Below are 22,087 nucleotides of genomic sequence, written 5' to 3'. Positions count from 1 at the left end.
GATGGAGGAGAATGCCGCATGATGCGTTCGGTGGGTACGCTGACACGCGCAGATCTGGCGGAAACGATCAATCGCAAGATGGGGTTGTCGCGCGCCGAATCGCTCGACCTCGTCGAAGCGATCCTCGCTCATATGTGCGGGTCGATGTCCGATGGCGAAAACGTCAAGATTTCGGGCTTCGGCAGCTTCGTGCTACGCGACAAGAAAGAACGGATCGGGCGCAACCCCAAAACGGGGGTGGAAGTTCCGATCACGCCGCGCCGCGTGATCACCTTCCGCGCAAGCCAGCTCCTCAAGGATCGTATCGCGAAAGGCTGAAACGATGGCGGCAGAATTCGACGATGGCAAAGATGCGGGCGCGCTCAGGACCATCGGCGAGGTTGGCCAGGCTCTCGGCATAAAGCCGCACGTGCTGCGTTACTGGGAACAGCAGTTTCCCATGCTCCGCCCGCTCAAGCGCAGCGGGGGGCGCCGCTATTACCGTGCCGACGATGTCGCCCTGGTCGAACGGATCGACCGCCTGGTCAACGGGGAAGGCTATACGCTGAAAGGCGCGCTGGCGGCGCTGAAGGCCGGCGGTGATGACGCTGCGCAACCGTCGCCGGCACCGGCGGCAGAGCCGGCCGCCACAGGCGATGCCGGCACCGCACGCGGAAATGCCGAAGTCGTCGCCCGGCTGAAATCGATCCGCGCCGATCTCAGCGCCGCGCTCTCGCGCTGACGATCCCGCCGCAGGGGCGATGTCGCGGCCTCAGGCGCGCATGTCCTTGGGCGAACCCATCACGACATACGAGGTGATCGACTGCACCTGTTCGACCGTGCCCAGCGTTTCGGTGTGGAAACGCTTGTAAGCCGTCAGGTCCGTGACCTCGACTCTCAGGAAATATTCCACCGCCCCGGCGACGTTATGGCATTCCTTCACCTCGGGCGCCTCGGCCATCTTGCGCTCGAAGTCTTCCTGCGCGGCCTTGGTATGGCGGTTCAGCCCGACCGCTACGATGGCGGTGAAGCCGATCCCCAGCTTCCGCCGATCCAGCACCGCGCGATAGCCCTGGATTACGCCCGACTGCTCCAGATCCTGCACCCGGCGCAAACAAGCGGAAGGGGAGAGGCCGACTCGCGCCGCAAGCTCCAGATTGCTCACCCGGCCATCGTGCGACAGCTCATGCAATATTCGCTCGTTAATCCGATCAAGTTTCGTCATAAGTTGTGATCTATCGTAAATTGCGCAGATGTTCGCAATCTCATTCGGCTGAGAGTCGAATATTATTGGACCATGTCCAGCGAACTTCTCCTCGCCCTTGCCGGCTTCGCTTTCGTGGCGTCGATCACGCCCGGCCCGAACAACCTGATGGTCATGGCATCGGGCGCGAATTTCGGATTCCGCCGGACGATCCCTCACTTGGCCGGGATCCTGATCGGATTTGTGGTCATGCTCCTGTTGGTCGGCATCGGCCTGGCGCGAATTTTCGAAGCGTTCCCTGCCGTCCGGCTGGCTCTGGTGGTGGTCAGCAGCGCCTATCTGGGCTGGCTGGCCTGGAAGATCGCCACGGCCGCACCGGCGGAAGAAGGGGACGGGGTGGGCCAGCCGTTCACGTTCATCCAGGCCGCGCTGTTCCAGTGGGTCAATCCGAAAGCCTGGATGATGGCGCTGACCGCGACGACGCTCTACGGCGCGGATGGTTCGACGGCGGCGCTGGCGCTGGTGGCGCTGGTGTTCGGCGCGATCAACGTCCCCTGCGTCGCGGCCTGGGCGGTCGCCGGGCAGCAGGCAGGGCGCTGGCTGTCGAATGCCGCACGGCTGCGGATATTCAACCGGACAATGGCCATACTGCTGCTGGCATCGCTGGCCCCCGCAATCGCCGGCGAATTCGCCTAGCGCAGCGCAAGGGGGCGGATCATTCCGCTGCCAGCAGTTCTTCCGCGCCGCCAAGGTCGACGCTGACGAGACGGCTGATGCCTTTTTCGATCATGGTCACGCCGAACAGGCGGTGCATCCGGCTCATCGTCACGGCGTTGTGGGTCACGATCAGGTAACGGGTGGCCGTTTCTTTCGCCATCGCGTCGAGCAGGTCGCAGAAGCGATCGATATTGGCATCGTCCAGCGGGGCATCGACTTCGTCGAGCACGCAGATCGGCGCAGGATTGGTCAGGAACAGGGCGAAGATCAGCGCAATGGCGGTCAGCGCCTGTTCCCCGCCTGACAGCAGGGTGAGCGATTGCAGACGCTTGCCCGGCGGCTGGGCGTAGATCTCCAGCCCCGCCTCCAGCGGATCGTCGCTGTCGATCAGCGCCAGATGCGCTTGCCCGCCTTCGAACAGCCGGGTGAACAGGCGGCGGAAATGGGTATCGACCTGTTCGAAGGCGGCGCGCAGCCGCTCGCGCCCTTCGCGGTTGAGATTGCCGATCGAACCACGCAGGCGGGCGACGGCTTCGGCCAGTTCGGCCTGCTCGGCCGCGCTGTTGCCGTGTTCATCCTCGATCTTGGCCAGTTCTTCCGCCGCGACGAGATTGACCGGGCCGATCCGCTCGCGACTGGCGCTAAGGCGCTCCATCGCATCCGCTTCTGCTGCCGAATCGCCGATTTCGCTTTCGTCGAATTCGAACCGACCGGCCAGAAGGGGCGGGGGACACTGGAATCGCTCGCCCGAAACGCGGGTCATTTCGCTGCGGCGCGCTTCCTCGTTTTCGGCCCGTGCGGCCAGGCCGGCGCGGCTTTCGCGTGCACTGGCCAGCGCCTCGGTCGCCTCTGCAAAGGCGCGGTCGGCTGCGTCGGCGGCGTCCTGCGCCTCCGCCACTGCCGTTTCGGCCTGCGCCAGGGCCGCTGCCAGCCGCGCGCGCACGGCATCGCCTTGCTCGATCTCGCGCATCAGCCCTTCGGGCTTCGCGGCGGTGATCGCGCGTTCTTCCGCAATTTCCTCGAACCGCTGCTCCATGCCGGAAAGCCGCTGCGCTGCTTCGCCTGCGCGCGCCTGCCAACTGGCCATGTCGCCCTGCTGGGCGGCGGTGCGTTCGCGTGAGACGGCCAGGCCCTGATCGTGCGCGGCGAGTTCGGCGGCGGCGGCCTGCTGGGCGGAGCGGGCTGCCTCGTTCTTCGTCTGCGCCGCTTCCAGCGCGGCGCGGCCGGTTGCCGGATCGGGCAGGGCATCCTTGCGTTCCTGCGCGGTGGCAAGCTCTGCCGCGGCCTGGGCGCGCTGGTCCGCCAGTTCGCGCTTCGCCTCCTCCAGCTCGGCGCGGCGCGATGCGAGCCGTTCCCGCGCGTCCTCCGCCTGGTCGAGCGCGCGGAGCGCCTGCCGCTCGCGGTCATTCGCCTGCGCGATCTCGCGTTCGGCGGCGACCAATGCGCGCTGGAGAGCGGACAGCTCCTCCTGCGCAGCCGCCTGCGCGGTTTCGGCGGTATCGACCGCCTCGCGCAAGGCCGGGAGCTGGCCTTCCAGTTCGGTGAAGCGGTTTTCCGCCTCCAGCCGGGCGGCTTCGGCAGCCCCTTCGCCGCGCGCGACGAACCCGTCCCAGCGCCGCAGATGCCCTGCCGTCGTCACCAGCCATTCCCCCGGGCCGAGCGTGCGGCCATCGTCTTCATCGGTGACATGGACCAGCGCCAGCCGTGCGGCGAGTTCGGGCGGGCAATCGGGCACGTGCCGGGCCAGACTGTCGGCGACCTCTGCCGGGGCAGAGCCGCCGGTCCAGAACCGCCCATCGCCCTCCGCATGGCCCAGCGGTGCCCTGGCATCGCGCCCGAGAACCGCGGCCAGCGCCCGCTCGTACCCCTTGGCGGCGCGCACCTTGTCGAGCGCAGCGGGCCGTCCCTTGCGCCCCGCAGCCTGCCGTTCGCGAGCCTCACGGTCGCGTTTCAGCGCCGTCCATTCGCGTTCGACCCCGGCCAGTTCGGCGCGGGCGGAGGCAAGCGCGCTGGCCGCCTCGTCGCGGGCCGCCTGCAGCGTATCCTTGCGCGCGCGTTCGCCGTCCAGCGTTTCGCGCAGCCGGGCCAGATCGCTGGCGGCGCTGTCTGCCTCGTCGCGCGCGCGGGCGACGGCCTCGTCCGGATCGCCCGATGCGGAGAGCGCTTCGCGTGCCGACTCCTGCCGCCGGGCCTCCCCATCCAGCCGTTCCAGCCTTGCGCGGGCCTGTTCGATCGCGGCCTCCGCCACGCGCCATTCGGCTTCCACCCCGGCGTGATCCGCGGTCGCCCGAGCCAGCGCGAGTTCGGCGGCGCGCCCCGCGCTTTCGCTGTCTTCCAGCCGGCGGGCGAGGGCGGGGCGGGCTTCCTCCGCCTCGGCCAGCGCCTTCTCGTTGGCGGCCAGTTCCTTTTCCAGCCGGGCAAGCGCTTCGGCTGCGTCGCGGGTCAGGCGGTCGGCGTCCTCCCGGTCTTCCTCCAGCCGCGCCTTCTGCCGGTCGAGGTCGGCCAGCCGCTGTTCCGCGGCCTCCAGCTGGCTGGTGAGCGCGGCCATGCGGTGGCCGTGGGCGGAGGCGTCGTCGCGCCGGTCGGCCAGTTCGTCGCGCGCTTCGGCCAGCGTGCGGGCGGCGGTATGCTGCGCCTTCTGCGCGGCATCGCTCGCGTCCTTGGCCGCACCGACGCGCGCTTCGGCGGCCTGGGCTTCGCTCCGCGCCGCCTCCGCCGCAGTGGCAGCATCGCGCCAGCGCGCGAACAGCAGGCGCGCCTCGGCCACGCGGATCTCGTCGGACAGCTTGGTGTAGCGTTCCGCCTGCTTCGCCTGTCGGCGGAGCGAGGCGATCTGCGAATCGAGCCCGGCCATCAGGTCTTCCAGCCGGGCCAGGTTCGCTTCTGTCTGGCGCAGCTTGCTTTCGGCGTCGCGGCGGCGGACGTGGAGCCCGGCGATGCCTGCCGCTTCTTCCAGCATCATGCGCCGTTCGGCCGGCTTGGCCGCGATCACCTGCGCGATCTTGCCCTGGCTGACCAGTGCCGGGCTGTGCGCCCCCGTCGCCGCGTCGGCAAAGGTCAGCGCGACATCCTTGGCCCGGACATCCTTGCCATTGACGCGATAGGCGCTGCCCGCGCCGCGTTCGATCCGGCGCATGACCTCGAAATCGCTGCCGTCGTCGGCTTCTGCCTGGAGGGAGACTTCGGCGAAATCGCGGGGCGGGCGGCTGGCGGTGCCGGCGAAGATCACATCTTCCATCCCGCCCGAGCGCATGGATCGGGGCGAATTTTCGCCCATGACCCAGCGGATCGCCTCAAGCAGGTTGGACTTGCCGCAGCCGTTGGGGCCGACGACGCCGGTCAGGCCAGGCTCGATGGTCAGGGTCGCAGGCTCGACGAAGCTCTTGAAACCGCTGAGCCTGAGCCGCCTGATCTGCATCGCCGTTCCCTGGTCCCCCTCCCGCGCGGTGGCTTACCTCGCGCCGGCGTTTTGCAGCATCGGCTCCAGCGTCGCCCAGCTTTGCGTCCCGACGTTGCGCCCGTTGATGATGAAGGACGGCGTGCCGGTCACATTCAGTTCCTGCGACTGTTTGTCCGAATTGTTGGCGATCGCTTCGATCGAATCCGCATCCGACAGGCACTGGCGGGCCTGATCGCGGCTGACCCCGCGCGCGGCGAAGAAATCGAGGAAACCGGCCGCTTCGGCGACGGCGACGAAGCGCTGGTCTTCCGCCTGCTGCATCGCCGATTCCAGCGCCTGCTGGTTGGCCTGCGCCCCTTCCAGCACGGCGCCGAGATTGAGCCAGACCTGTTCCGACAGCGGGTGAAAGCTTTCCGGCGCGCCGCAGCGGACCAGGCGGGCCAGGGTCAGGTCGAAGGCGTTGTGGATCTGGTTGCGCAATTCGTAGCTGACGCGGCCGCTGGCGACGTATTTTTCCTTCAGCGGTTCCATTCCCGTCGTCGCGAAGTTGGCGCAGGCGCCACAGGTCAGCGAGCCATATTCGATCAGCTTGATCGGCGCGTCGGGGTTGCCGAGGCGGTAGCCGTCGGCTTCCGTCACGGTCACCGTGTCGACCCATTGCGTGCCTTCGGGCGCCGCGACATTTTCCACCGGTTCACCTTCAGGCGCTTCGCCGTCGGTTGGTTCCGATCCGCAAGCGGCGAGGCCGAAAGCGAGCGGCGCGGCAAGCGAGGCGAGGGCGATCTGGCGGAACGTGGTCATGATAATCCTGGTCCTTTGCGGAATTGAACGAGGCTATACGAAGCGAAGGCGGGGTTGAAGCGCGCGGCGACACTTTCCACAGCTTGTGGCCGGGAGAATGCCCTAAAAGCGCGCGGAAAGCTGGGGCGAAAGCATCGACCAGTCGTGGGTACCGGCCAGGGTCACGCCATCGACCACGAAACTGGGGGTGCCATGAATATCGTGCTTTTCGGCGGCGGCGGCGCTGCTGGCGATCAGGGCGCGCGCGGCACTGTCATCGGCCAGGCACCGGTCGGTTTCAACGCGAGAGTAGCCGCGGCTTTCCATCAGTTTGTAGAACCCGAGGTCCGATGCGATCGCGCGGCGGCGCGAAGGCTGGCTGCCGGCTTCCCAGCGCGCACGCTGCGCCGATGTCGCGCCGTAATAGCGATCGAGCCATTCGCCCTGCTTGTGCATGAACAGCTTGTGATTGCGCGCAAACTTGCCCGGTGCGCCGCAGGCGGTCAGCATCGTTGCCACCAGGTCGGCCGAATTGCGGATCAGCGGCTGCACCGTCAGTTCAAGCCGGCCCGGCGCGATATAGGCAAGCTGAAGCGCCGGATCGCCTTCTGTCGCGAAGCGTGCGCAGGCAGGGCAGGTATAGCTGACGAAGGCGGTCAGATGGACTTTGGCATCGGGTTTTCCGATCCGGTGCGCGCCGTTTTCTTCCACCACCTGCGTGTTCCAGTTTCCGGCATTTCCCAGAGCCAGGAACGCCGCCCCGGCCAACACAGCGGCGCGGGCGAGACGCGAAACCTTCATTGTCCCTCTTCCTCCTTGTTGCCCATGCTGCGGGCGAGCGATTCCAGCACCGTGCGCAGCTCGGGATCGCCGATGTCGCGCAGGCTGTCGCCCAGTTCCATCGGTATCGGTTTGAGCGAGGGCGGTGCCTTGGCCGGTTCCTGACCACGCGGCACCTTAACCTCGCCTTGCCGCAACTTCACCCGCGAGACCGCCTTGTATCCGAAAAACCGGTTCACCCGATCCATGATCTCGGGGATCACGTGCTGGATCAGCGGGGCATGGGCGGGCAGGACGACCAGTTGCAATATCCCTTCCGCCTTCTCCCCCGGGGGAAAGCGGATCGCCTCCGGCATACAGACGCGGGCGTGCTGTTGACCCACAATTTCGGGCCAGCGCGTGACGACGCTCGACTGGACGAAGCCGAACCGGCGGAAGGCCGTGCGACCGATCTGCGGCATAAGGTCCGCGATCTGACGCGCGGGCCCGCCCCGCGGCCGTTCGTATGCGCGCCCTTTCGCGCGGCTGGTCTTTGGTTTGTCGTCCCGTTCCATTGCGCCGATGCCCATGCCATAGGCGGCGCGTGACTGCCAGCGGCGAGAGAACCGGAACGGATGTGGCGAGCGTTTTGCTCGCCTGGTACGACCGCCATGCCCGCGACTTGCCCTGGCGCACGCCGCCGGGCCATTCGCCGCCTGACCCCGATCGCGCCTGGCCCTATCGCGTGTGGCTGTCCGAAGTGATGCTGCAGCAAACCACGGTCGCCGCGGTGAAACCCTATTTCGCGAACTTCATCCGCCGCTGGCCAACGGTCGAAGCGCTCGCCGCCGCGCCGGAAGAGGAGATTCTGGCCGCCTGGGCCGGGCTGGGATATTACTCGCGAGCGCGCAATGTGGTGAAGTGCGCGCGCGCCGTCGCCGGGCGGGGCGGCTTTCCCGATACCGAAGCCGGCTTGCGGGCGCTGCCCGGCGTGGGTGAATATACCGCGGCGGCGATTGCCGCGATCGCTTTCGGCCAGCGGGCGGTGGTGGTCGATGCGAATGTGGAGCGGGTCGTCGCCCGCCTCTTCGCGGTCGAGGAAGGCCTGCCCGCCGCGCGCAAGGCCATCCGCGCGGCGACCGATGCGATCACACCGCAGGCCCGTGCCGGGGACTTCGCGCAGGCGATGATGGACCTCGGCTCAACCATCTGCACCGCACGCCAGCCGAAATGCCTGCTCTGCCCGCTTTCACCGGACTGCGCGGGGCAGCGCACTGGCGATCCGGCGCGTTTCCCGATCAAGGCCCCGAAGAAGGCGAAGCCGCTGCGCACCGGCACCGCGTGGTGGATCGCCCGCGGGGGAGAAGTCTGGCTGGTTCGCCGGCCCGGCACCGGGATGCTGGGCGGAATGCGCGCGCTGCCGGACGATGGGTGGTCTGCCCGCGCGAACGGCAACGGCGTGCCCCCGGTCGCAGGGCAATGGCAGATGGCAGGCGTTGTCCGGCATGGGTTCACCCATTTCGCCCTGGAACTACACGTCATGAAGTTGGCGGACCAAGCGTCGCAACCCCCGCCGGGCGAGGGGGAATGGTGGCCGCTCGATACCCTCGAAACAGCGGGCCTGCCGACGCTGTTCGCCAAGGCCGCGCGCTGTGCGCTGGCGGGGTAGGGCTGGCGAGCCGCAGCCCGCAGGCCGAAGGACATTCAAGCGCGGTCGAGAACGCTCAAGGGTCTTTTTCTTAAGTTAACTTGAAGTTTCGATTTGGAGGTGCGCGTCCGCCGTTCCCACCGCTTCGCGCGCTGTCAGATGATCCCGCCGCCCAGCATCAGGCGGACCACCGCGATCGCGAACACGATCAGGCAAAAATTGCGCCCGCCGTTGGACGAGGACAATGCGCCCAGGCCCACACCGATCACCACGATGGGCAGGGCGAACCAGTTGCCCCAGCCGAGCAGGGGAATCGTCGATGGGATAACGATCACGAGGGCGACGATCCCGAACAGGATGGAAAGGAGGTTCAGCATGTGTTCTATATTAGTAACACAGCCGTCGTCCGCAAGGGGCAATTGACCGTTAAGGCGTGATGCCGCAAACCGCCGTCAAAGATGTAAAGAGGATCAGTCGATGGGATCGGGGACGTTCGAGACTGCGGCGCTGTCGCGTCGGGCCATGCTTCGCGGTGGGGCGCTGCTGGGCGCAGGGGCTGCGCTGGGCACGCTTCCGTTCGGGCGGGCCGCACTCGCCCATGCCGGGCACTGGCCTTCGGTTATCGCGCTGGCGGACGAGTACGTCGCGGCGCGCAAGGTGGCCAATATGGTCGCCGTCCTCGGCTGGCGGCAGCGCGCGCCCGACGTGATCGCGCGCGGTACGCTGGCGATCGGCCAGACTGCGCCGGCGGGCATCGACAGCCTCTATCGCATCTATTCGATGACCAAGCCGATCACCGGCATGGCGACGATGATGTTGATAGAGGATGACCGGCTGAGCCTCGACCAGCCACTGGCCGAAATCCTCCCCGCCTTCGCCGACATGCAGGTTCAGAAGACCTACGACGGATCGATCACCGATCTCGAACCGGCGGAACAGCCGATCACCATCCGCCACCTGCTCACCCATACTGCGGGGCTGGGGTACTCGATCATTCAGAAGGGCCCGATCAAGGCCGCTTACGAACGCGCGGGCGCGGTGCCGGGGCAAGTGACCCGCCTGCCGCTGGGCGCGGTGTTCGGGCGCGGCGATCCTGCGCCCAGCCTCACCGCCTTTGCCGACAATCTTGCGCGTCTGCCGCTGGTTGCGCAGCCGGGCACGCGGTGGAGTTATTCGGTTTCGCTCGATCTCCTGGGCCGGGTGATCGAGGTCGCTTCGGGCAAGCCCTTCGACGTATTCCTCAAAGAACGGCTGTTCGATCCGCTGGGGATGACGAGCACCTGGTTCCGCGTGCCGCAGGGCGAGGTTGGGCGGCTGACGACCAATTACGGCGTGATGAATGGACGGCCCCTGCCGCTCGATCCGGCGCGGGCTTCGGTCTTTCTCGATGCGCCGGCGTTCCCCTTCGGCGGTGCCGGGCTGGTATCGAGCCCGCGCGATTACGACCGCTTCCTGCAAATGCTGGTCGGATACGGCCAGATCGGCGGCAAGCGCGTGATGAGTGAGGCAGCGGTGCGCCTCGGCACCTCGAACCTCCTGCCCGAAGGGGTGAGCACGAAGGGAACCTTTGCCGAAGGCTCCGGCTTCGGCGCCGGGGGGCGTGTCGGCCTGGGCGAACAGGCCGGTACGTTCGGCTGGGGCGGGGCGGCAGGCACCGTGGGCTTTGCCGATTTGCGCCGGGGCCTGCGCGCCGCGCTGTTCACGCAGTACATGCCGTCAGAAGCCTATCCGATCCACGGCGCATTTCCCGCGGCGGTGGTCAAGGATCTGGCGGCAATGGCCAAGGCGCAGGCGTGACAGTGCAAGCGGCGAAAAAGACGCTGGCGTTCACCGGTTGCCTTCTCGACCGCGCGGATAACGTCCGCGCCGACAGGGAAGCGCTGGGCGGGCACATGAACTGGCGCGCGCGGCTCCTCACCCTCGATGGAATGATGCCCGCGCTCGACGATGCCGGGCGGCTCGCATGGGGCACGCTGGCCGACGCGCCCGAAGACGCCGAACTGGTCTTCCTCGGCTTCGACCGGGGGGAGGACGGGGGCACGGGCCGCGCCTGTTTCGCCGCCGTTCCGGCGCAGGGCGATCCGCGCCCGCGCATGGCGAACCCGCAGCTGTGGAACCTTATGGCGGCGCTCTCGCCGGAGGATCTCGCGCTATACGGCGGGGCGCGCAGCCTGGTCGACTGGCACGCGCGGCACCGGTTCTGCCCGGCCTGCGGCGGGCCGACGCGGATTGCCAAGGGGGGCTGGCAGCGCGACTGCCTGGCGGACAGCGGCGGTTGCGGCGCGCCGCAGTTTCCGCGCACCGATCCGGTCACGATCATGCTGGTCGAATATGACGGGCGGCTGATGCTGGGCCGCGGGCTCGGCTGGCCGGAAGGGCGTTTTTCCGCGCTTGCCGGGTTCGTCGAACCGGGCGAAAGTATCGAGGAAGGGGTCGCGCGCGAAGTGCTGGAGGAATCGGGCGTGCGCGTGCGCGACGTGACCTATATCGCCAGCCAGCCCTGGCCCTTTCCCAGCCAGCTGATGATCGGTTGCCATGCCTATGCCGACAGCGACGCGTTGACCATCGACGAGACCGAGCTGGCGGAAGTGCGCTGGTTCACGCGGGATGACGTCGCGGCCGCGCTGGGCGATGCGCCCGATGCGCCGTTCACCGCCCCGCCGCCCCATGCGATCGCGCATCACCTTCTCGACTGGTGGATTGCCCGATGACGACGTTGACGATCGATATCTGGTCCGATGTCATGTGCCCGTGGTGCCTGGTTGGCTGGGGCAATCTGCGGCAGGCGCTGGACACGCTCGATGGCGAGATCGCGGCGGAAATCCGCTGGCGCCCGTTCGAACTCAATCCCGACATGCCGGCGGAGGGGGAAGAGCAGGAAGCCCACTTGCGCCGCAAATACGGGCGCAGCGCCGCCGATGGGCAGGCCGTGCGCGAACGGATGCGCACGATGGCGGCGGAGGCTGACGTTTCGCTGGAGTGGCAGGGGGAGGGGGAACCGCCGCCAGCCATGATGTGGAACACCTTTGCCGCACACCGCCTGCTCGCCTGGGCGCTGGAGAGTGCGGGGCCGGAACGGCAGACGGCGCTCAAGCTCGCCCTGTTCCGCGCCCATTTCAACCATCGCCGGAGGGTCGGCGAAGAATCGGTCCTGCTCGATATTGTGGAAGAGGCCGGGCTCGACCGCGTCGCCGCGCGCGTTGCGCTGGATGAAGAGGCACTGTCTTCCCGCGTGCGGGCGGAGCAGCGCCAGGCGTTCGATCTCAATATCACCGGGGTGCCGGCAATGGTGGTTGCAGGCAAGTTCCTGATTCCCGGCGCGCAGCCTGCCGAAACATACGTCAACGCGCTTCGCCGGGTGGCTGCAAAAGCCCAGGGCTGATCGCCATCCGACGCGTGCCGTCGGCCAAGGCCGGCGATGGTGCTGTCTCTCATGGTCGGTAGTGCCGAACCATTGAAGGCGGCCAAGCCACCGCTCTGCGGCTTCGGATAACTAGCGCCGCCCGCCGAGAATCAGGCGCGGCCTTCCCGCTTCAGGCCCTACCGATTCGCGTGTGAACACGCTCGATCGCGCCTGGTCCCGATCCGAAATGTTTCATGAATTGTAACATCGCCGCAGCGGAGCCTCTGCTGGCAAGAGGGGCGCGCGACCTTGCGAGAAGGGGCGAATTTGCCCGGCCCGCCTCCGAGAAACGGGGCTCAAATGCCATTCCGGGATCGCCTGCCTTACGGCTTTACAGTCCGATACATAAGTAAAATGTTGTAAACACACACGCTTGTTCTTTGAAGTGTGTGATCCAACAGTTTACATAGGGTTCGCTAATCGAATGATGCGGAGAACGCATCGTCGACATTTATGATGAGATTGGGGTTTCGATCACGGTTCGTCAGAGAACTGTTCGATAGAAGACATCTCAGATTGATAGACGAATTTTTGTAGTTGGGCAGGCGAATGAATATTAGAGATCTGAAATCTGCACTTGTTGCATTTCCCCTTTTGTTGGGGGCCGTGGCAGTGCCTGCGCCTGGGGCAGGGGTTCTGGCCCAGTCCGCGCCGGCTTCGGCGCAGCCGCAGCAGCTGTCGGGTGACGTGTTCATCCGCAACGCGATTGCCACGGCCCAGGCGCTGGACGCCGGTGGTGCCGGCCAGGTCTACGATACCGGTTCAGCTGCGCTGAAGGCGTCCACCACCAGGCAGCAGTTCACGCAGGCTGTGGCTTCGACCAATGCCCGTACGGGCGGTGTGGTCGCGCGCGAATGGTCGCGGGTCGAACGTGTTCGGGTCGCTGCGCCAGCCGAAGGCGCGAACGCCCCGGCCGTGCCCGGCGGCAACTACATCACCGTTTACCTGCTCGCGCGCACTGCCAGCGGCACTGCGCATCTGGAGCAGGTCAGCTTCCGCCTCGACGAAGACAACCAGTGGCGACTGTCCGGCGTCACCTCGCTGTTTCCCGAGCAGCCGCAGGGCTGACCCGTTGGGCGCCTTTCCTTTCCTTTCCCTTTCTGTCCCGGCCCGTGGCCGGGGCCGTGCCTGACGTCGACTGAAGAGGACGAATCATGAGCAACACCCGTAACACCCGTTCCGATTGCCAGTATGGCCACGATGCCAGCCAGATGCTGATGAACTCTCAGGGGCTCGGCAAGGGCGTTCGCCGGCGGATCATGGCGATCCTGCGTCTTTCGTCCTCGTGCGTGGCGTTCGGCCGCCAACGCGGCCTGGGCGCGCTGGGCCATTCGTCTTCACGCGTGGCCTTTGTCGTGCCTGCGGCGCTGGGTTCGGTGCTGGCGCTTGGTTTCGCGGCACCTGCTGCAGCGGATACGCTTGAGCGCGAACAAACTGCGAATTGCGGGGCCGGCGGGGCTACGGTCGTGGGCAACGAAGCGCCACAGGGTAACACGTTCAACACGGTCGATGGCAGCGGTCAGCTGTCGACCGTTGGCGGCTGTGGGGCGAGTGGTAATGGCCAGCTTGGCGTCACGGTTCTAGGGGCGCATGCCGACGGTTTTGGGGCAGGTGCGGTTGCGGTTGGCTATAACGCCAATGCGGTGAAGTGGGGTTCGGCTTTCGGCCTTGATGCTAATGCCTCAGCGACCGGTGCAGTCGCGCTTGGCTTCAGCGCGGTGTCGAGCGGCGCCAACGCGGTTGCGATCGGCAGCGCGGGCGGCAATGGCACGACGCCGCTGACCGTGGCGAATTCGACCACTGCCTCAGGTGCCGGGGCGGTTGCGATCGGCAGCAACGGGGTTCGCGGCGCACAGGCTCGCGGGGCCAATTCGATCGCGCTCGGCGGCGAGGCGACGACGGGTCCGACCGCAACCTCCGGCATCGCGATCGGTCGTGCGGCTGCGGCGACGGGTGTGCGCAGTACGGCGCAAGGCGATGCAGCGACGGCATCGGGTGCCGACGCAATCGCCATGGGCACGACCACCCAGGCATCGGGTACTGGCGCGACTGCCGTGGGTTCGGAATCGCAGGCGCAGAGCAATTTCTCGTCGGCTTTCGGGTTCAGGAGCAACGCTGCGCAGGAAAGCGCGCTCGCCCTAGGCCGTGATACCAATGCAACCGGAATCAGCAGCACCGCGGTAGGTGCGACCAGCCAGGCTTCGGCGACCAATGCGACCGCGCTGGGCAATGGAGCAAATGCCGCGCACGCCGGGGCCGTGGCCCTTGGCAACGGTTCGACGACGGCCGCTGCCGTGGCCACGCCGTCGGGTGTCATCGATGGTACGACATACAATTACGCCGGCACCACGCCTGCCAGCACGGTCAGTGTCGGCAGCGTGGGTGCCGAGCGTACCGTTACCAATGTCGCGGCAGGCCGTGTCAGCGCGACATCGACCGACGCGATCAACGGTTCGCAGCTTTTCGCGACCAACCAGGCTGTTGCATCGGTTGGTTCGGTGGCTCGTGCTGGCTGGAACGTCAGCGCACAGGGGGCGAACGCGACCAATGTCTCGGTGGCCAGTGCGACCGGTAACAACGTCAATCTGAATAACACCGACAATAACATCGTGGTTTCGAAAACGGCGGCGAGCAACGATGTCACCTTCAACCTAGCCAGCAATATCAACGTGAACAGCCTGACCGCCGGCCCTGTTGTAATCGGAACAACGGGAATCAACGCTGGCAACTTGGCCATAACGAATGTTGCACCGGGCGTTGCGGGTACTGACGCGGTCAATGTCAATCAGTTGCAGGCCGCACAGGCCGCCGCAATGACGCATTACTACAGCGTCAACGATGGCGGTGTGATTGGCGGCAACTACAACAACGACGGTGCGACCGGATTAAATGCGTTGGCAGCCGGGGTGGATGCTGTTGCCAATGGTCAATATACCGTGGCGATAGGTAGCGGCAGTGAGGCGATTTCCAACAATAGCATTGCCATCGGCAGGGACTCTGAGTCCTTGGCTGAAGGCCATCTCTCTCTTGGTACTAGTGCAGGGATTGGTTCCAATAGTGTGTATGGCATTGCCATCGGTAATGCTTCAGGTCGAAACAGCACGGGTCGGCACAATATTGCTTTGGGTGATAATGCCGGGAACACCGTGCTTGGAACGGAAAACATGGCTCTTGGCGCATCAGCGGGCTATGGTGTCACGGGCGATTTGAATATTGCCACAGGTTATCGTGCTGGCTTCTTGGCGACGGGCAACCGAAATTCTGCCAGCGGATCGGAAGCTGGCCTGTTTGTTGTCGGGGACGACAATATCGCGTCTGGTACACAGGCGGGTAACAATGTCACGGGTGCGCGAAACATTGCATTGGGTGCAGGGCCAGCCACAATGTTGCCTATGCTAGTGGGTGGGGCTGGTACGGACTTGAGTGTAGGTACGGGCCAGCGAACCGAAGGTGACGATAATACGGCGATCGGCGCGCATGCGGGTGCCAATGTGACCGGGGATCAAAATGCCGCAATCGGCTTTGGGGCAGGCCAAACGGTTACCGGTACGGCCAATATCGCGATGGGTGCGGGCGCGGGGCAAAACATCAGTGCTGACAATACAGTGGCTATCGGTACAGATGCGCTGGCCAGCGCCAACGATGCCATCGCTCTGGGCAGCAGTACAAAAGCAACAGGTGTAGGTGCCATCGCGATCGGCATTGGTGCCGAAGCCACAGGCTCTGTGGCTTTAGGTGCCGGCGCCCGGGCAAGCTTTGGTTCAACGGCCTTGGGGGACGGTGCTATCGCCAACACCGTTGCTTCCTCTGTTGCTTTGGGTGACCAATCTGTAGCTAGCACGGCTGCAGGTGAGATCGGCTATGTTCCGACCGGTGCCGATGCAGCACAAGCGGCAGCGATTGCGGCGACGGACAGCACTACGCTTGGCGCGGTGAGCGTTGGCAGTGCGGGCAATACGCGCCAAATCACCAACGTTGCGGCAGGTACGCAAGACAGTGACGCGGTCAACGTGGCGCAGCTGAAGGCCGCGCAGGCCGCTGCGACGACGCACTACTACAGCGTCAACGACGGCGGTGTGATTCGAGCCAACTACAACAACGATGGCGCGACGGGCGTGGACGCCCTTGCCGCAGGGGTCGAAGCTTCGGCCTCTGGTGACAATTCCACCGCTGTGGGTGGCGGAGCGCAGGCGACCGGAATCTCTGCCGTGGCTGTTGGTCAGGCAAGTGCGGCAGCAGGCAGATCAAGCACTGCGTTGGGGGACAACACCAATGCGGTTGCTGCGAACAGTCTTGCGGCTGGCGTTGGGGCTTTTGCAGGCCCGCTTGCGAGTGAATCGGTTGCGCTCGGTGCCTATAGTAATAGCTACAATGTAAATGCCGTGGCGATAGGCTCTTTCGCGGCAGCTGGCGCAGATAACGCGGTCGCGATCGGCAGCAGCGCTTCGGCAGCGGCGAATGTGGGGGATGTTGCACTGGGCAGTGGATCGGTGACGGATGTCGCCGTGGCCACGCCGTCGGGTGTCATCGATGGTACGACATACAATTACGCCGGCATCACGCCTGCCAGCACGGTCAGTGTCGGCAGCGTGGGTGCCGAGCGTACCGTTACCAACGTCGCGGCAGGTCGCGTCAGCGCGACATCTACTGATGCGATCAACGGTTCGCAGCTTTTCGCGACCAATCAGGCGATTGAAGCGGTCAGCACGGTCGCCAACGCCGGCTGGAATGTGACCGATGGCACGACGGGTGCGAACATCGGCCCGAACGGGACGGTAACGTTCACCGGTGATGCGAATATCTCGGTCGCCCAGACGGGTGCCGACGATAACGGCGAAGTCGAAATCGCGCTGAACCCGGATGTCGACCTGACCCCGGCGGGTAGCCTGACGATTGGCGATACTTTCGTCGATACGACTGGTCTTACAGTGACTGACGGCGTCACGACGACGGCGGTTGCGGCTAATGGTGTGACCAGCGGCGGTGTGGTTCTGAGCGGGGTGTCGAACGACATCACGGGTCTGAGCAACACGACGCTGACCGATCCGACGTTCGGCACGGTAGGCCGCGCGGCGACCGAAGAGCAGCTTGCGCTGGTCAACCAGACGGCGAGCGCCGGCTGGAACGTCAGCGCACAGGGTGCGAATGCGACCAACGTCTCGGTGGCAAGCGCGACCGGCGAGGATGTCGACCTCAACAATGCCGATGGCAATATCGAGGTGACCAAGACCGCCGGCAGCAACGATGTCACGTTCGACCTGGCTGACGATATCACCGTGAACAGCCTGGTTGCGGGCAACACTACGATCAATCCCAATGGCCTGACCATTGCCGGCGGTCCCAGTGTGACCACCGGGGGGATCAATGCCGGCGGCATGGTGATCTCCAACGTCGCGCCCGGCGTTGCCGGTACCGATGCGGTCAACATCGACCAGCTTCAGGCCGCACAAGCCGCTGCAACGACGCATTACTACAGCGTCGACGACAATGGCCTCCAAGGCGGCAACTACAATAATGACGGTGCGACCGGAGCGAATGCTGTAGCAGCCGGCGTTGGTGCCGTTGCCAACGGTACTGGCGCAACAGCGCTTGGTTCTAGTTCCGTTGCACAGGGCACAGGTGCTGCAGCAGTTGCCGGAGGCAGAGCAACCGCCAGCTATGCTATTGCAATTGGCAATCAGGCCCAAGCAAACGGCACACTCTCCACGGTTGTTGGTGTGGCTGCGGGGAACGGTAGTACTGGTATTTCCAACACTCTGGTTGGATATTCAGCAGGGCGCGCTTCAAACGGCCGTGACAACTTTTATGGTGCGCATGGAGCGGGCTGGTCCACGACTGGCGACTACAACGTCGGCATTGGACGTCTTGCAGCGTCCAATTCGCCACTTCTTACCCGTTCTGTAGCGATTGGCTATCAGGCAATGCTATTTGCGCAAGGCGCCAATAATGTAGCACTGGGCTGGTCCGCTGGGCAGAGTTCAAATGGTAACAACAACGTCTTCAGCGGCTACCAGGCCGGCATGGGGACGGTTGGTTCGGGCAATATCGCCAGCGGGCTAAACGCCGGCGTCAATGTAACTGCGGATCAGACGATATCGATCGGTGCCAACTCTTTGGCATCTAAGAACGACGCGATCGCTATTGGCACCGATGCCGCAGCGAGCGGCGAACGCAGCATTGCGATCGGTCATGACGCCATCGCGACCGGTTCGGTGGCGATGGGCGCCTCGGCGCGGGCCGGCAATGGCGGCGCGGCCTTCGGTGATGGCGCGGTTGCCACCTACAACGGCGGCGTGGTCGATCCGGCGATCAATGCAGGCGCGGCGCTTGGCGAAAATGCCCTGGCCGATGTCAGCGGCGCCACCGCGCTGGGCACGAGCAGCAGCGTGACGGTCGAAGACGGCGTGGCGCTGGGCAGCAACTCCGTCGCGGATACCGCTGCCGGTGTTGCAGGCTATGACCCGGTAACGGGCCTTGCCTCGACCGACACGACGCCGACCTGGCAGAGCACGTCGGGCGCGGTGAGCGTGGGCGATGCGGCGAATGGCATCACCCGCCAGATCACCGACGTCGCAGCAGGCACTGAACTGACCGACGCAGTCAACGTGGCGCAGTTGCAGGCGGCGCAGGCCGAGGCGACGACGCACTTCTACAGCGTCAACGGTGTGCCGGCTGATGGCAACTACAACAACGACGGCGCGACGGGGAACAGGGCCCTGGCGGCCGGCGTCAACGCCTCGGCGACGGGGAGCGGTGCCACGGCGGTTGGTAACGGTGCATCCGCCGCCGGAAATACTAGTGTTGCAGTTGGACAGGGTGCATCTGCGCCAGGCATTGCAGTCGTCGCGGTCGGCGACGGTGCCGGGAACGGTATGGACCCTGCGAGCCGCAATATCGTCGCCATCGGCGCGAGCGCTGCGCAGAACGCCAACGCACCCTATAGTGTCGTGGTCGGCAGCTCCGCGGGCCTCAGCGCCCAGGGGCAGGACAATGTCCTGATCGGGCGCCAGTCGGCCTCCAATCTGGTCGGCATTCAGAACGTCGCTATGGGTTCGTTCGCGTTCCGTGAAAGCGAGGGCAGTAACAATACGGCGGTCGGTTATGCCTCCGGGTTCGAAACCATTGGCGATGCGAATGCGGCGTTCGGAGTTGGAGCAGGCCGTACTGTCACGGGCGATGGCAATACCGCCATGGGCCAGCTGGCTGGCCGCAACGTTACAGGTGACAACAACGTGTCGTTGGGCACACTGGCCGGCAACAATGTGACGGCGAACTCCACGATTTCCATCGGCGACAGCTCCGGTGCAAATGCAGACCGCGCGGTAGCTATCGGGTTTGGTTCCGGCTCCATCGTCGAAGACGGCGTGGCGCTTGGCAGTGGTTCGGTTGCTGGTACTGCTGCGGGCGTTGCGGGGTATGACCCGCTGACGGGCCTGGCCTCGACCGACACTTCGGCGATCTGGCGCAGCACGTTAGGAGCGGTGAGTGTCGGCAACCGCGACACCGAAACCCGCCAGATCACGAGCGTTGCGGCAGGCACCGAACTGACCGACGCGGTCAACGTGGCGCAGTTGCAGCAGGTCGAATCGCTGGCCAATGCCGGCTGGAACGTGACCGATGGCACGACGGGCGCGAACATCGGCCCGAATGGGACGGTAACGTTCACCGGCGATGCGAATATCTCGGTCGCCCAGACGGGTGCCGACGATAACGGCGAAGTCGAGATCGCCCTGAACCCCGATGTCGATCTGACGCCAGCGGGCAGTCTGACGGTGGGCAACACTGTCGTGAACACTGATGGTCTGACCAGCGGGACGGTTGCCCTGAGCGGTGTGACGAACGACATCACGGGCCTGAGCAACACGACGCTGACCGATCCGAGCTTTGCGACCGTGGGCCGTGCGGCGACCGAAGAGCAGCTTGATCTCGTCAACCAGACAGCGAGCGCCGGCTGGAACGTCAGTGCACAGGGTGCGAACGCGACCAACGTCTCGGTGGCAAGCGCGACCGGTGAAGATGTCGATCTCAACAATGCCGACGGCAATATCGAGGTGACCAAGACCGCCGGCAGCAACGATGTCACCTTCGACCTGGCCGACGATATCACCGTGAACAGCCTGACCGCCGGACCGGTGGTGATCGCCACGACGGGGATCAACGCGGGCAACCTCGTGATCTCCAACGTCGCTCCGGGCGTCGCCGGCACCGATGCGGTGAACGTCGATCAGCTGACGGCGCTGGGCGACAGCACGGCGACCTCGCTGGGCGGTGGATCGGTCTATGATCCGACGACCAACACGGTGACGGCTTCGCTGACGGTCGGCACGAACACCTACACCAATGTGCAGGATGCACTGACGCAGCTGGACAGCGTGGCCAACGCCGGCTGGAACGTGACCGATGGCACCAACGGCGCCAACATCGGTCCGAACGGAACGGTGACGTTCACCGGTGACAGCAACATCACGGTTGCCCAGACGGGCGCCGACGACAACGGCGAAGTCGAAATCGCGCTGAACCCGGATGTCGACCTGACCCCGGCGGGCAGCCTGACGGTGGGTGATACGGTGGTCGATACCACCGGCGTCACAGTGACCGACGGTGTCACGACGACGGCGGTTGCGGCTAATGGTGTGACCAGCGGCGGTGTGGTTCTGAGCGGTGTGTCGAACGACATCACCGGCCTGAGTAACACGACACTGACCGATCCGAGCTTCGGAACGGTGGGCCGTGCGGCGACCGAAGAGCAGCTTGCCATCGTCAACCAGACAGCGAGCGCAGGCTGGAACGTCAGCGCACAGGGTGCGAACGCGACCAATGTTTCGGTGGCAAGCGCGACCGGTGCGGATGTCGACCTCAACAACAGCGATGGCAACATCGAGGTGGCGAAGGCGACCGACAGCAACGACGTTACCTTCGATCTGGCGTCCGATCTGGTGATCGACAACAGCATCACCGTTGGCGACACGATCATCAACGGCGACAGCGTGTCGACCACCAACCTGACGGTGACGGGCGACACGCAGCTGGGCGACAACTTCGTCGTGAACGAAGGCGGTGCCTACTACGACGGCCCGATCACCGAGGGCGATCACATCGTCAACAAGTCGTATGTCGACAACTCGATCACCACTGCGGTCAACAGCGTGAACATTGGTTTCGCTGGCAATGCTGGTGGTACGGTGAGCCGTTCGTCTGGTCAGGTTTTGACCATTCAGGGTGAGGGTACGACGTCTGGGGGGTATTCGGGTGCGAACATTCGCACGGTTACCGATCCGGCGACGGGTTCGGTGAACATCGAGATGGCGGAGAGCCCGCAGTTCGGCAACGTGACCGTCAATGCCGACGGGACCGGCAAGATCACCGGGGTGACGGCGGGCGAGCTTTCGTCGACCAGCACCGATGCGGTGAACGGCAGCCAGATCGTTGCCCTGGGCGACAGCATTGCTTCCTCGCTCAGCCCGGGATCGAGCTACGACCCGACGACGAACACCATCAACACCCAGATTGCGGTGGGCGGCAACGTCTACAACAACGTCGAAGCGGCGATCCAGGCGGTCGGCGACACGGCTGCTGCCGGGTGGAACGTCACCACCGGCGCGACCGGGTCGGGCGTGGCGACGGGTTCGAGTGTGGCCAATGTCGCACCGGGTTCCACCGCCAGCTTCACGGCCGGCAACAACATGATGATCCACCAGAACGGGACCGAGGTTCAGGTCGCACTGAACCCCAACCTGACCGGGCTTGAGAGCATTGCGATCGAGAACGGCCCGACCATCGATGGCAATGGCATCGACATGGGCGGGACCCGGATCACCAACCTTGCAGCCGGGGTCGCCCCCACCGATGCGGTGAACCTGGGCCAGCTCAATGCCGGCCTGGCCGATACGCTCAACCAGGCGAACTACTATACCGATGCCATGATCGCGGATTTGCGGTTCGACCTGTCCGATTATCGCAACGATGCGAACGGCGGCACGGCTTCGGCCATGGCGATGGGCATGGTCCCGCAGGCTTTCGAGCCGGGCATGGGGATCATGGGCTTCGGGATTTCGCATTGGCAGGGTGAACAGGCCATCGCGATCGGGTTCTCGAAGGCTTCGGACAACGGCCGGTTCGTGGTCCGCGCCACCGGTACCTACAACACTCGCAACCAGGCCGGTGCGGCGATCGGTGCAGGGATCCAGTTCTGACACG

15 protein-coding genes are annotated in these 22,087 nt (G+C 65.3%); 9 read left to right on the top strand and 6 right to left on the bottom strand.

What is annotated here, in order from left to right; genetic code table 11:
* Positions 1 to 18: 18 nt before the first annotated feature.
* A complete protein-coding gene (locus tag AM2010_RS07465) occupies positions 19 to 318 on the top strand; it encodes an integration host factor subunit alpha (protein WP_201784077.1) in 300 nt (99 codons plus the stop codon).
* A 4-nt stretch (positions 319 to 322) separates the two neighbouring features.
* Positions 323 to 721: a MerR family transcriptional regulator gene (locus AM2010_RS07460; RefSeq protein ID WP_047806536.1), complete on the top strand. Its 399-nt coding sequence runs from the start codon at positions 323 to 325 to the stop codon at positions 719 to 721.
* A gap of 30 nt (positions 722 to 751) precedes the next feature.
* Here AM2010_RS07460 and AM2010_RS07455 read toward each other — a convergent pair whose 3' ends face one another.
* Positions 752 to 1,204, bottom strand: coding sequence for an Lrp/AsnC family transcriptional regulator (locus AM2010_RS07455; protein ID WP_047806535.1), 453 nt, complete (start codon positions 1,202 to 1,204; stop codon positions 752 to 754).
* A 72-nt stretch (positions 1,205 to 1,276) separates the two neighbouring features.
* On the opposite strand from AM2010_RS07455, the gene AM2010_RS07450 reads away from it, so the two are divergent.
* Entirely contained in the window at positions 1,277 to 1,879 is a 603-nt protein-coding gene (locus tag AM2010_RS07450; RefSeq protein WP_047806534.1) for a LysE family translocator, read from the top strand.
* Between the two features lie 19 nt (positions 1,880 to 1,898).
* Here AM2010_RS07450 and AM2010_RS07445 read toward each other — a convergent pair whose 3' ends face one another.
* The 4 genes from AM2010_RS07445 to AM2010_RS07430 all read right to left on the bottom strand — a co-directional run bounded on the left by AM2010_RS07445 (position 1,899) and on the right by AM2010_RS07430 (position 7,429).
* Entirely contained in the window at positions 1,899 to 5,318 is a 3,420-nt protein-coding gene (locus tag AM2010_RS07445) for a chromosome segregation SMC family protein (RefSeq protein WP_047806533.1), read from the bottom strand.
* Between the two features lie 33 nt (positions 5,319 to 5,351).
* Complete coding sequence (locus AM2010_RS07440) at positions 5,352 to 6,101, bottom strand: thioredoxin domain-containing protein (protein ID WP_047806532.1); 750 nt, start codon at positions 6,099 to 6,101, stop codon at positions 5,352 to 5,354.
* Between the two features lie 102 nt (positions 6,102 to 6,203).
* Complete coding sequence (locus AM2010_RS07435; RefSeq protein WP_047806531.1) at positions 6,204 to 6,881, bottom strand: thioredoxin domain-containing protein; 678 nt, start codon at positions 6,879 to 6,881, stop codon at positions 6,204 to 6,206.
* Positions 6,878 to 7,429: a DUF721 domain-containing protein gene (locus tag AM2010_RS07430; RefSeq protein ID WP_236699520.1), complete on the bottom strand. Its 552-nt coding sequence runs from the start codon at positions 7,427 to 7,429 to the stop codon at positions 6,878 to 6,880. Before AM2010_RS07430 ends, AM2010_RS07435 begins: the two co-directional genes overlap by 4 nt.
* 47 nt (positions 7,430 to 7,476) lie before the next feature.
* On the opposite strand from AM2010_RS07430, the gene AM2010_RS07425 reads away from it, so the two are divergent.
* Complete coding sequence (locus AM2010_RS07425; protein WP_244881986.1) at positions 7,477 to 8,508, top strand: A/G-specific adenine glycosylase; 1,032 nt, start codon at positions 7,477 to 7,479, stop codon at positions 8,506 to 8,508.
* A 134-nt stretch (positions 8,509 to 8,642) separates the two neighbouring features.
* Here AM2010_RS07425 and AM2010_RS07420 read toward each other — a convergent pair whose 3' ends face one another.
* Complete coding sequence (locus AM2010_RS07420; protein ID WP_047806529.1) at positions 8,643 to 8,864, bottom strand: hypothetical protein; 222 nt, start codon at positions 8,862 to 8,864, stop codon at positions 8,643 to 8,645.
* A 100-nt stretch (positions 8,865 to 8,964) separates the two neighbouring features.
* On the opposite strand from AM2010_RS07420, the gene AM2010_RS07415 reads away from it, so the two are divergent.
* From AM2010_RS07415 to AM2010_RS07395, 5 genes are all read left to right on the top strand, one after another.
* The gene (locus AM2010_RS07415; RefSeq protein WP_047806528.1) at positions 8,965 to 10,284 is read left to right on the top strand and encodes a serine hydrolase domain-containing protein; all 1,320 of its coding nucleotides are present in this window, start codon (positions 8,965 to 8,967) and stop codon (positions 10,282 to 10,284) included.
* A 95-nt stretch (positions 10,285 to 10,379) separates the two neighbouring features.
* The gene (nudC, locus tag AM2010_RS07410; protein WP_082132981.1) at positions 10,380 to 11,198 is read left to right on the top strand and encodes an NAD(+) diphosphatase; all 819 of its coding nucleotides are present in this window, start codon (positions 10,380 to 10,382) and stop codon (positions 11,196 to 11,198) included.
* Entirely contained in the window at positions 11,195 to 11,869 is a 675-nt protein-coding gene (locus tag AM2010_RS07405; protein ID WP_047806526.1) for a DsbA family oxidoreductase, read from the top strand. The genes nudC and AM2010_RS07405 overlap by 4 nt, the downstream gene beginning before the upstream one ends.
* Before the next feature lie 627 nt (positions 11,870 to 12,496).
* Positions 12,497 to 12,958: a DUF4019 domain-containing protein gene (locus AM2010_RS13760; protein WP_053044003.1), complete on the top strand. Its 462-nt coding sequence runs from the start codon at positions 12,497 to 12,499 to the stop codon at positions 12,956 to 12,958.
* Positions 12,959 to 13,044: 86 nt separating this feature from the next.
* Positions 13,045 to 22,083: a hypothetical protein gene (locus tag AM2010_RS07395; RefSeq protein WP_156178719.1), complete on the top strand. Its 9,039-nt coding sequence runs from the start codon at positions 13,045 to 13,047 to the stop codon at positions 22,081 to 22,083.
* The last annotated feature ends 4 nt before the right edge of the window (positions 22,084 to 22,087 follow it).

Source organism: Pelagerythrobacter marensis (genome assembly GCF_001028625.1).
Classification (GTDB): Bacteria; Pseudomonadota; Alphaproteobacteria; order Sphingomonadales; family Sphingomonadaceae; genus Pelagerythrobacter; species Pelagerythrobacter marensis.
The sequence above is the reverse complement of the archived record's forward strand: the minus strand, read 5'-3'. Positions and strand labels throughout refer to the sequence as shown.

Bases quoted from the DNA above. Each gene is read 5' to 3' on its own strand.
- AM2010_RS07430 (WP_236699520.1), bottom strand. From the start codon at position 7,429: ATGGGCATCGGCGCAATGGAACGGGACGACAAACCAAAGACCAGCCGC.
- AM2010_RS07465 (WP_201784077.1), top strand. From the start codon at position 19: ATGATGCGTTCGGTGGGTACGCTGACACGCGCAGATCTGGCGGAAACG.
- AM2010_RS07420 (WP_047806529.1), bottom strand. From the start codon at position 8,864: ATGCTGAACCTCCTTTCCATCCTGTTCGGGATCGTCGCCCTCGTGATC.
- AM2010_RS07455 (WP_047806535.1), bottom strand. From the start codon at position 1,204: ATGACGAAACTTGATCGGATTAACGAGCGAATATTGCATGAGCTGTCG.
- AM2010_RS07395 (WP_156178719.1), top strand. From the start codon at position 13,045: ATGAGCAACACCCGTAACACCCGTTCCGATTGCCAGTATGGCCACGAT.
- AM2010_RS07435 (WP_047806531.1), bottom strand. From the start codon at position 6,881: ATGAAGGTTTCGCGTCTCGCCCGCGCCGCTGTGTTGGCCGGGGCGGCG.
- AM2010_RS07440 (WP_047806532.1), bottom strand. From the start codon at position 6,101: ATGACCACGTTCCGCCAGATCGCCCTCGCCTCGCTTGCCGCGCCGCTC.
- nudC (WP_082132981.1), top strand. From the start codon at position 10,380: ATGAACTGGCGCGCGCGGCTCCTCACCCTCGATGGAATGATGCCCGCG.
- AM2010_RS07445 (WP_047806533.1), bottom strand. From the start codon at position 5,318: ATGCAGATCAGGCGGCTCAGGCTCAGCGGTTTCAAGAGCTTCGTCGAG.
- AM2010_RS07405 (WP_047806526.1), top strand. From the start codon at position 11,195: ATGACGACGTTGACGATCGATATCTGGTCCGATGTCATGTGCCCGTGG.
- AM2010_RS07415 (WP_047806528.1), top strand. From the start codon at position 8,965: ATGGGATCGGGGACGTTCGAGACTGCGGCGCTGTCGCGTCGGGCCATG.
- AM2010_RS07460 (WP_047806536.1), top strand. From the start codon at position 323: ATGGCGGCAGAATTCGACGATGGCAAAGATGCGGGCGCGCTCAGGACC.
- AM2010_RS07450 (WP_047806534.1), top strand. From the start codon at position 1,277: ATGTCCAGCGAACTTCTCCTCGCCCTTGCCGGCTTCGCTTTCGTGGCG.